Source organism: Candidatus Methylomirabilota bacterium (assembly GCA_036005065.1).
Classification (GTDB): domain Bacteria; phylum Methylomirabilota; class Methylomirabilia; order Rokubacteriales; family DASRDR01; genus DASYQW01.
Genome location: DASYQW010000106.1, coordinates 1 through 9,693, shown reverse-complemented (window position 1 = coordinate 9,693; position 9,693 = coordinate 1). Strand labels below are relative to the sequence as shown.

Genomic DNA, 9,693 nt, shown 5'->3' with positions numbered 1-9,693 from the left:
GTCCGCCTGGTGGAGGGGCGCGCGGACACGGCCACCGTGTTCGGAGACGACCCCGTCGTCTGGGCCCGGCGCTGGGCGACCGAGGGGGCGCCGCGACTCCACGTCGTCGACCTCGATGGCGCCTTCGCGGGCGGCCCGCGCCACGCCCCGGTGATCGCCGCGCTGGTCCGGGCCGTGGCCCCGGTGCCGGTCGAGGTCGGCGGGGGCCTGCGCGACCTGGCCGCCGTCGAGGCCGCCCTGACGACCGGCGCCGGCTTTGCCATCCTCGGCACCGGGGCCGCGCTCGAGCCGGCGTTCCTCGAGGCCGCCTGCCGGGGCTGGCCCGGGCGGATCCTGGTCGGCGTCGATGCGGCCGACGGGCGCGTGGCGATCGACGGCTGGACTCGGCTCGTGCCCCTCACGGCGCTCGAGCTGGCCCGCCGGGCAGCGGCGGCGGGGGCCGCCGCCGTGATCTACACCGACGTGCGCCGGGACGGGACCGCCCGGGGACCGAACCTCGAGGCGACGGCGGCGCTGGCCGCCGGGGCCGGGCTGCCGATCATCGCATCGGGCGGCATCGCCGGGCTGTTCGACATCGTGCGGCTCGCCGCCATTTCCGGGGTGGCGGGCGCGATCGTCGGGCGCGCGCTTTACACCGGAGCGGTCGACCTCCGGGCGGCCGTCGCCGCCGTTCCCGCTTGAGGAGCCGCGAGTCATGGTCCTCGCGCATCACGGCTCGATGAATGCGGTGGGGGGGCCTGGGGGTGGAGCGCCGCCGCTCCCCCCCCGGTTCAACTAGCCGGGGATGCTGGCCAAGCGGATCATCCCCTGCCTCGACGTGAAGGAGGCGCGCGTCGTCAAGGGGATCCAGTTCGTCGACCTGGCCGACGCCGGCGATCCGGTCGAGGCGGCCGTCGCCTACGACCGGCAAGGCGCCGACGAGCTCGTATTCCTGGACATCACCGCGTCCCACGAGGGGCGGGCCATCATGCTGGACGTCGTGCGACGCACCGCCGAGGCGATCTACATGCCGCTGACCGTCGGGGGCGGCATCGCGAGCCTGGAGGACATCCGGACGCTGCTCCGGGCCGGCGCGGACAAGGTGTCCCTCAATACGGCGGCGCTCGGCCGGCCGGCCTTGATCCGGGAGGCCGCCGAGCGGTTCGGGAGCCAGTGCATCGTGGTGGCCATCGACGCCAAGCGCGCCGACCGCGGCTTCGAGGTCTACACGCACGGCGGTCGCCGGCCGACCGGTCGCGGCGCGGTCGCCTGGGCCCGCGAGGCCGAGGGCCTCGGCGCCGGCGAGATCCTGCTGACGAGTATGGACCGGGACGGGACCCGGGACGGCTACGACCTCGAGCTGACGGCCGCCGTCGCCGTCGCGGTGTCGCTCCCCGTCATCGCCTCGGGAGGCGCGGGGTCCCTCGCGCACCTCTACGAGGGGCTCACGGCGGGCCGCGCGGACGCCGCGCTCGCCGCGTCCATCTTCCACTTCGGTCAGCACACGATCGCCGAGGCGAAAACCTACCTCCGGGAACGCGGGGTGCCGGTGCGCCTCGAAGAGACTGTCATCGCGTGAGCGAGCCCGCGGCCGACCTCACCTTCGACGCCCAGGGGCTGATTCCGGTCGTCGTCCAGGAGGCGGGGACCGGCGAGGTGCTCATGGTCGCGTGGATGGACGCCGACGCGGTCCGGAAGACCCTGGAGACGCGTCGCGCCCACTTCTGGTCGCGTTCGCGGCAGGCGCCCTGGGAAAAGGGCGCGACCTCGGGCCACCGGCAGCACGTGGAGGCGGTCTACGCGGACTGCGACCGCGACACGCTGCTCGTCCTGGTCCACCAGGAAGGGGTGGCCTGCCACACCGGGAGTCGCACCTGCTTCTTCACGCGGGTCGATGAGGCCGGGAGGGGCGCCCGGGGCGGAGCCGACGCGGCGGGGGTGCTGGAGGCGGTCGAGCGCGTGATCCAGTCGCGAAAGGTCGAGCCCCGCGAGGGGTCGTATGTCTCGAGCCTCCTCGCCCGGGGGGATCCGGCGATTCTGAAGAAGCTCGGCGAGGAGTCGGCCGAGGTCGTCGTGGCGGCGGTGGCCGAGAGCCCTTCTCGGCTGATCGAAGAGGTGGCGGATCTCTGGTTCCACACCCTGGTCCTCCTGGGTGCCCGCGGGCTTTCGATCCGGCAGGTCCTGGCGGAGCTCGCCCGGCGGCATGCTGCGGGTCGCGCCACCGGGGGCTCAAGCTGAGCGGGCGGGGGTGGGGCGTCACGGTGGCCATGGTGGGGATGCTGAGCGGGTGCGCGACGGCCGGGCACCTCGCGGGTGGGGCCTGGGTCGTGCCGCAGAAGGGCTACCGGGTCGTGCCGCCGCCGGGCTGGGAGCGGATCGACTCGCCGGCGGATCTCGCCCTCCGGCGCCCATCGCTCGACGCGGGCCTCATGGCCCACGCGACGTGCGAGGGGAAGACGCCGCAGCGGACGCTGCCGGTCCTGGCCCGGCACCTGCGCTTCGGGTTCCGGGAGGTGCAGGCCCTCGACGAGGCGGCGGTTGAGGTCGCCGGTCAGCCCGGCATCCGGAGCCGGTTCACCGCCCGGCTCGATGGGAGGCCGGTGGTCGTGGGTGCCGTGACGTTGAAGGGGCGGCGTTGCGTGTACGACCTCGTGGTGGTGGCCCCCCCGGACCGAATCGAAGCGGCTGCGGAGGACTTCGAGCGCTTCGCGGCGAGCTTCAGCCTGACGGGAGAGATGCCATGACCGACGCGTGGAGCGCGCTCGCGGCCCGGACTCGCCGCGTGACCGCGTACTACGGCGGGCTCGGGCTGCTCGCCTGGGAGGTCGGACGGAACGCCTGGCTGCCCCGCCGGTACGTCGGGCTCGTCGTCACCGGCTTCGACGACATCGGCGTCCGATCGCTGGTCGTGGCGAACACGGCGGCGGTCTTCACCGGAATGGTGTTTGCCCTGCAGGCGTCCGTCTACCTCTCGCGCTTCGGCGCGGACCTCTACGTGGGTCCGCTCGTCGCGCTCTCCCTCGTCCGGGAGCTGGCGCCGGTGCTCACCGCGATCCTGGTGGGCGGCAAGGTGGGCTCGGGCATCACGGCCGAGCTCGGTTCGATGAAGGTCACCGAGCAGATCGACGCCCTCCGGGCGATCGGCGTCAACTACGTGAAGCGCCTGATCGTGCCCCGGGTGTGGGCGGCGCTGTTCGTCTTTCCGCTGCTCACGGCGCTGGCCGACTTCGTGGGTCTCCTGGGCGGCATGCTGATCGCGGTGTACGAGCGCCAGATCGACATCTTCCTCTACTGGAACACGATCTTCTACTGGGTGGTCATCCGCGACCTCTTGACGGGGATCGGCAAGAGCTTCTTCTTCGGAATCCTCGTCACGCTGATCGGCTCCTACAACGGACTCACCATGACGGGCGGGACCGAAGGGCTGGGACGCGCGACGACCGCGACCGTGGTCGAGGTGTCGGTGGCCGTGATCATCGCGGACTTCTTCCTGACGAAGCTCTTCCTGCTCTTCTGAGGGCCGCGAGGGACTTGATGCGGGACGTGGCCGGGCGGGGACGACGAGAAGCCGCGGGCGGCTGATGGCCGACGCGGCGGTCCGATTCGAGGGTGTCCTCAAGTCGTTCGATGACCAGGTGGTCCTGCGCAGCCTGGACCTCGAGGTCCCCCGCGGGACGACGCTCAGCGTCATGGGCGGGAGCGGCTCGGGGAAGACGGTGATCCTCCGGTTGACGGCCGGCCTGATCAAACCGGACCGGGGCCGGATCGAGGTCCTGGGGGTCGAGACGACACCGCTCCGGGAGGAGGCCATGCTCCCGATCCGGCGCCGGATGGGGTTCGTGTTCCAGGGAGCCGCGCTCTTCGACTCCCTGACGGTCTACGAGAACGTCGCGTATCCGCTGCGGGAGCACGCGCGCCTCACCGAGGCGGAGATCGCCGAGCGCGTGCACGGCCGGCTGGCCCTGGTCGGACTCCGGGACGTGGACGGGAAGCTGCCGGCCGAGCTCTCGGGCGGGATGAAAAAACGCGTCGGCATCGCCCGGGCGCTGGTCCTCTCGCCCGAGCTCGTGCTCTACGACGAGCCGACGGCCGGCCTGGATCCGACCAATGCGCGGCTCATCACCGGGCTGCTGGAGGGGCTCAAAGCCCAGGGAGTCTCCGAGACCTCGATGATCGTCACCCATGACCTCGAATTCGCGCGGACGGTGTCGGACCTGCTGGCGATCCTGATCGACGGCCGGATCGCCCAGATCGGCCCGCCGGACGAGATCTTCGCCTCCCGGCAGAGCGAGGTGCAGGCCTTCCTGGCCGGCGAGCTGCGGCCCGAGGGGACCGGCTGATGGATCCCGCCCAGCCCGGCCAGGGGCGCACGCTCCTCCAGCTCAGGGTCGGCGCCTTCATCCTGGTGGCGCTCGCGGTCCTGATCGGCCTCATCTATTTCCTTGGCCGGCAGGCCGGGCTGTTCGAGCGCCAGTATCGCCTGATCGCCGGGTTCACCCAGATCGGCGGCCTGATCGAAGGCGCCGCCGTGCGGCTGGCCGGGGTTCCGGTCGGACGGGTGACCAGCATCCGGCTCCCCGAGACGGGAGCGGCCAAGGTCCAGGTCGAGCTGACGCTCGTCCGGCGTGTCCAGAACCGCGTGCGGGCCGACTCGGTCGCCCGCATCGAGACGCTGGGCCTCCTCGGCGACAAGATCGTCGAGGTCACCCTGGGGAGCCCCGGGGCGACGGTCCTGCCGGACGGCGCCGAGCTTGCGACCGAGGAGCCGTTCGACACCGGTCGGCTCATGAAGCAGGGGTCGGAGCTGCTCCGGAACGTCGCCGAGATCTCGGGCGAGCTCAAGGCGACGATCGGGAAGGTCACCGAGAGCACGCTGGGGCCTGATCTCGCCGAGACGGTGCGCGCCGTCCGTGTCCTCACGGCCGAGATCGAGAAGGGGCAGGGGCTCCTGCATCAGCTGATCTACGACCGACGGCTCGGCACGGCCGTCGCCGATGCGGCCCAGACTCTCCGGCAGGTCAACGCGACCGTCAAGCGTCTCGACGGCCTCCTCGGGGACCCCCAGACGACCGGGCTCGTCGAGGAAGCGCGAGGCGCGCTCGCCGAGGCGCGGGCGGCGATGGAGCGCGTGCACCGCGTCGTGCGTGAGGTCGAGGAAGGCCGCGGGATGCTCCACGCGCTCGTTTACGGCGAGAGCCGGCTCGTCCAGGATCTCGACCGGCTCCTCGCGCGCGCGGACACGCTGGTGGCCTCGGTCGAGCGGGGCGAGGGAGCCCTCGGCGTGCTCGTCCGGGATCCCGACGCCACCCGCGCGGTGAAGCGGGTCGTGACGGCGGCGGAGGACCTGGCCCAGACCCTCGACCGGGCGCGCGAGGCCGACGGGCTGATCCAGGCGCTCCTCTTCGATCCCGCCGGGAAGGCCATCGTCACCGATCTTCGCGAGACGGCGCGGCACTTCCGCGAGGTGACGGCCCGGGTGGCCCAGGGCGAAGGATTGCTCGGCCGCCTCACCCAGCCCGGCACCGAGGACGTCGCCAAGCAGGCCGCCGAGGGGCTTCAGGGACTCGGCCGCCTGGCCAGCGACCTGGCCGGGGACGCGCGGCTCGGCGAGGCGCTGGCTGACCTGCGGACGGCGATGGCGAACCTCAAGGACATCACGGCCCGCATCGAGGCCGGCGAGGGGACGATCGGCGGCCTCGTGACCGACCCTACCATCTACGAGAATCTGGCGGCGTTCCTCGAGGGCGCCCAGCGGAGCGTCATCCTCCGGGCCCTGATCCGCGCGGCCATCGGGCGAGGCGGATCCACGCGATGAAGGCGAGCTCGGTCTATCGCTGCCAGGCCTGCGGCTTCCAGACCGGGAAGTGGTATGGCCGGTGCCCGGACTGTGGCGAGTTCAACACGATGACGGAGGAACGGAGCGCGCCCGGCCCGCGGGCCGGCCGGCAGAGCGGTCCGGGGATGGCGGTGAGCGCGGTCCGTCCCGTCCGGCTGGCCGAGGTCTCGGCGGGCGACGCCGCGCGCGTCGGGACGGGCATCGCCGAGTTCGACCGCGTCCTGGGGGGCGGCCTGGTCGCCGGCTCGCTGGTCCTGATCGGCGGCGATCCGGGCGTCGGGAAATCCACACTGCTCCTTGCCGCCTGTCGCGCCCTCGCCGAAGCGGCGGGTCCCGTCCTCTACGTCTCCGGGGAAGAATCGGCAGCCCAGGTGAAGCTGCGGGCGGATCGGCTCGGGCTCGGGGCCAAGGATCTCTTCGTCCTGGCGGAGACGGCGGTCGAGGCCATCGAGGCGCACGTGGCGACGCTGGCCCCCCGGGTGCTGATGGTCGACTCGATCCAGACGGTGCATCTCGCCGAGCTCGAGTCGGCGCCGGGCAGCGTGAGCCAGGTCCGTGAGTGCGGCGGGCGGCTCATGACCCTCGCCAAGACGCGGGGCCTGGCCGTCTTCCTCGTCGGTCACGTGACCAAGGAGGGGGCCCTGGCCGGGCCGCGGGTCCTCGAGCATCTGGTAGATACGGTTCTCTACTTCGAGGGGGAACGCCACGCCGCCTTTCGAATCCTCCGGGCGGTCAAGAACCGTTTCGGCTCGACCAACGAGATCGGGGTGTTCGAGATGACCGACCGCGGGCTCTGCGAGGTGAGGAACCCATCGGCCGTTTTCCTGGCAGAGCGGCCCCGCGGCGCGCCGGGCTCGGTCATCGTCGTGTCGCTGGAAGGCACGCGCCCCCTGCTCCTCGAGCTCCAGGCGCTCGTGTCGCCCGCCCACTTCGGTACGCCGCGCCGGACCGTTCTCGGGGCCGACTACAACCGGGTCTGCTTGCTCCTGGCCGTCCTCGAGAAGCGCGCCGGCTTCCCGCTCCAGAACCAGGACGTCTTCGTCAACGTCGCCGGTGGCGCGCGCTGCCAGGAGCCGGCCGCCGACCTCGGCATCGTCCTCGCCTCGGCGTCGAGCTACACCGAGCGGCCCCTGGCGCCGGACGTCGTCCTGCTCGGCGAGGTCGGGCTCACCGGCGAGGTGCGGGCCGTCGGCGGCCTCGAGCCGCGCCTCGCCGAGGCGGCGGCTCTCGGCTTCCGGAGCGCGGTCGTGCCGCGATCGAGCCTGGTGGCCGGGACATCGTATCCGCTCGAGGTGAAGGGCGTGGGGACGTTGGAAGAGGCCCTCTCGGTCTTGCTCGGATGACAACCCCCACCGCCGGACCCGACACCTCGCCCGCCGGCGGCCCGCCGCCCCGCTGGCGCGTGCTGCCGACGACGCCGGTCCGCGGGGTCTTCGTCGGGCTCGTCGCCTACGGCGGCTACCTCCTGGCCGACTCGCTCGACCTGCCCATCCCCTGGGTGGCCTGGACCGTCGGGGGGATCCTCGCGGGCACCCTGGCGGGCATGGCGGTGCTGGCCCTGGAGCAGGCGGCGCGCCGGGTCCCGCTCCCGCGGCTGTTCGTCGGGGCTCTGGGCGCGCTGGCCGGTGCGCTGCTGGCCCAGCTCGTCCGGGCAGCCCTGGTCGTCGTGGTCCCGGCGGCGGACTCGACGGCCGGCCGCGGCTTTCTGACCCTCCTCATGGCCTACCTCGGCGTCGTCGCCGCTCTCCGCCGGGAGGAGGAGCTGGGGGGGCTGACCCGCAAGGTCTTCCCGAGTACGGCGCCGGCGCCGCGCGAGCAGAGCTACAAGATCCTCGATACCAGCGTGATCATCGACGGCCGGATCGCCGACGTCTGCCAGGCGGGCTTCCTCGAAGGCACCCTCCTGATCCCGCAGTACGTGCTGCGTGAGCTCCACCAGATCGCCGACTCGTCGGACGCCCTCAAGCGAAACCGCGGGCGCCGCGGGCTCGACGTCCTCCAGAAGCTCCAGCGGATGCCCCACGTGCGGACGGAGCTCCACGACCTCGATTTCCCGCAGATCCGGGAGGTCGATCGGCGGCTGATCGAGACGGCTCGCGCGGTGGGCGGCATGATCGTGACGAACGACTACAACCTCAACAAGGTGGCCGAGCTCCACGGCGTCCGCGTGCTGAACGTCAACGAGCTGGCCAACGCGCTCCGGCCGGTCGTCCTCCCCGGCGAGCTGATGAACGTCTACGTCCTGCGGGAGGGGAAGGAAGCCGGCCAGGGGGTGGCTTACCTCGACGACGGGACCATGGTCGTCATCGAGCAGGGCAAGAAGTATCTCAGCCAGAGCGTGAACGTGTCGGTGACCTCGGTTCTGCAGACCACAGCCGGCCGGATGATCTTCACCCGGCTGGCGGACGACGACGCCGCCAACCGCCGATGAGCCTGCGCCGGGGCCTCTTCCTAGCCGTGGCCGCCGCGCTCGTCGCGGCGCCGGGGGAGACGGCCGCGCAGCCGCCGGCCAAGGCCGTCCGGATTGGGCTCCTCTGCGCGGTCAGTTGCTTGGATCCGCCTCTCGAGTCATCCGCCTCCGGCAAGGCACTGGTCCAGGCGCTGCGCGATCTTGGCTACGTGGAGGGCGAGCGGGTCATCTTTGATTTCCGCGGGGCGGGCGTTCGATACGGCCGGCTCTCGCGCGTCGCGAGGGAGCTGGTGGAGCGCAAGGTCGACCTGATTCTCGTCGCGGAGGGCTCGGCGGCGGCCCGGGCGGCCCAGCAGGTGACCCGAACGATCCCGATCGTCCTGGTGGGCGTCCCCGACGCCGTCGAGCTGGGACTGGTGGCCAGTCTCGCGCGGCCAGGCGGAAACGTCACCGGGATCACGCTGCCGTTCACCGAGCTGGCGGGGAAGCAGCTCGAGTTCGTCAAGGAGGCCGTGCCGGGGCTCACGCGGGTGGCCGTGCTGTCAAATCCCGACAACCCGGACCACGGCCCGGCCGTCCGGGGGCTCGAGTCCGCCGCCCGCTCCGTGCGCGTGCAGCTGGAGGTTCTGAAGGCGCGGGGCCACGCCGATTTCGAGGCCGCATTTTCGGCGATGACGCGGGCGCGCGCCGGGGCGGTGCTCGTCCTGCCCGATCCGGTCCTTTTCGGCGGCGGCCAGATCACGAGCCTGGCGATCAGGTACCGGGTCCCGGCCGTTTCGCCGGGGAACAGTGCCGGACCGGGGCGGGCGGACTTCGCGGCGAGGGGAGGCCTCATGACCTACGGCCCGAGCGGTCCCGAGATGTACCGGCGGGCGGCCGTCTTCGTGGACCGAATCGTGAAGGGCACGAAGCCGGACGAGCTGCCGGTCGAGCAGCCGTCGCGCTACGAGCTGGTGATCAACATGTCGACCGCGAGGGCGCTCGGCCTCGCGATCCCCGAGTCGCTGATCCTCCGCGCCGAACGGGTGATCCGGTGAGAATCGAGCCGGCGTGGGCGGTGATCCCCGCCGCGGGGCGAGGGGTCCGCATGGGGCGGAAGAAGCTCGGGATCGCCGTGGCCGGGCGCCCGATCCTCTGCTGGACCCTGGATGTCTTCGAGGCGATGCCAGCCGTCCAGGGCGTGGTCGTCGTGGTTCCGGCGGAAGACGTCGGAGCCTGGCGCCGCCGGCTCCGCCCCTGTCACAAAGTGCGCGCCGTGGTGGCCGGGGGCACCGAGCGGCAGGAATCGGTCGCTCGGGGCCTCGCCGCGGTCCCGACCGACGCTGACTGGATCGTCGTCCACGACGGGGTCCGGCCCTGCGTGACGCCCGAGCTCGTGACGGGTGTCCTGGCCGAAGCCCGCGCGCACGGTGCCGCGGTCGCGGCCCTGCCCATCGCGGAGACGCTGAAGCGCGCGGCGGAGGGCTGG

The 9,693-nt window shown here is 72.4% G+C and carries 11 protein-coding genes; all 11 read left to right on the top strand.

Translation table 11 applies throughout. The features are described 5' to 3' along the window. A partial coding sequence (locus VGW35_07960; GenBank protein HEV8307590.1) for a HisA/HisF-related TIM barrel protein occupies positions 1 to 681 on the top strand: 681 nt, incomplete at its 5' end. 103 nt (positions 682 to 784) lie between these two features. Beyond that, complete coding sequence (gene hisF / locus VGW35_07955) at positions 785 to 1,558, top strand: imidazole glycerol phosphate synthase subunit HisF (GenBank protein ID HEV8307589.1); 774 nt, start codon at positions 785 to 787, stop codon at positions 1,556 to 1,558. After that, positions 1,555 to 2,217 (top strand): bifunctional phosphoribosyl-AMP cyclohydrolase/phosphoribosyl-ATP diphosphatase HisIE, encoded by a 663-nt coding sequence (gene hisIE / locus VGW35_07950; protein ID HEV8307588.1) that lies wholly within the window; start codon positions 1,555 to 1,557, stop codon positions 2,215 to 2,217. The genes hisF and hisIE overlap by 4 nt, the downstream gene beginning before the upstream one ends. 23 nt (positions 2,218 to 2,240) lie before the next feature. Further along, positions 2,241 to 2,723, top strand: a complete 483-nt coding sequence (locus tag VGW35_07945) for a hypothetical protein (protein HEV8307587.1) — start codon at positions 2,241 to 2,243, stop codon at positions 2,721 to 2,723. Beyond that, positions 2,720 to 3,496, top strand: coding sequence for an ABC transporter permease (locus VGW35_07940; protein ID HEV8307586.1), 777 nt, complete (start codon positions 2,720 to 2,722; stop codon positions 3,494 to 3,496). Before VGW35_07945 ends, VGW35_07940 begins: the two co-directional genes overlap by 4 nt. A 64-nt stretch (positions 3,497 to 3,560) precedes the next feature. Further along, a complete protein-coding gene (locus tag VGW35_07935) occupies positions 3,561 to 4,319 on the top strand; it encodes an ATP-binding cassette domain-containing protein (protein ID HEV8307585.1) in 759 nt (252 codons plus the stop codon). Next, positions 4,319 to 5,794, top strand: a complete 1,476-nt coding sequence (locus VGW35_07930; GenBank protein HEV8307584.1) for an MlaD family protein — start codon at positions 4,319 to 4,321, stop codon at positions 5,792 to 5,794. Before VGW35_07935 ends, VGW35_07930 begins: the two co-directional genes overlap by 1 nt. Then, a complete protein-coding gene (gene radA / locus VGW35_07925) occupies positions 5,791 to 7,158 on the top strand; it encodes a DNA repair protein RadA (protein ID HEV8307583.1) in 1,368 nt (455 codons plus the stop codon). The genes VGW35_07930 and radA overlap by 4 nt, the downstream gene beginning before the upstream one ends. After that, positions 7,155 to 8,246, top strand: a complete 1,092-nt coding sequence (locus tag VGW35_07920) for a PIN domain-containing protein (GenBank protein ID HEV8307582.1) — start codon at positions 7,155 to 7,157, stop codon at positions 8,244 to 8,246. Before radA ends, VGW35_07920 begins: the two co-directional genes overlap by 4 nt. Then, positions 8,243 to 9,262, top strand: coding sequence for an ABC transporter substrate-binding protein (locus tag VGW35_07915; GenBank protein HEV8307581.1), 1,020 nt, complete (start codon positions 8,243 to 8,245; stop codon positions 9,260 to 9,262). Before VGW35_07920 ends, VGW35_07915 begins: the two co-directional genes overlap by 4 nt. Then, on the top strand, positions 9,259 to 9,693 hold a 435-nt coding region (locus VGW35_07910), incomplete at its 3' end, for a 2-C-methyl-D-erythritol 4-phosphate cytidylyltransferase (protein ID HEV8307580.1). The genes VGW35_07915 and VGW35_07910, both read left to right, overlap by 4 nt.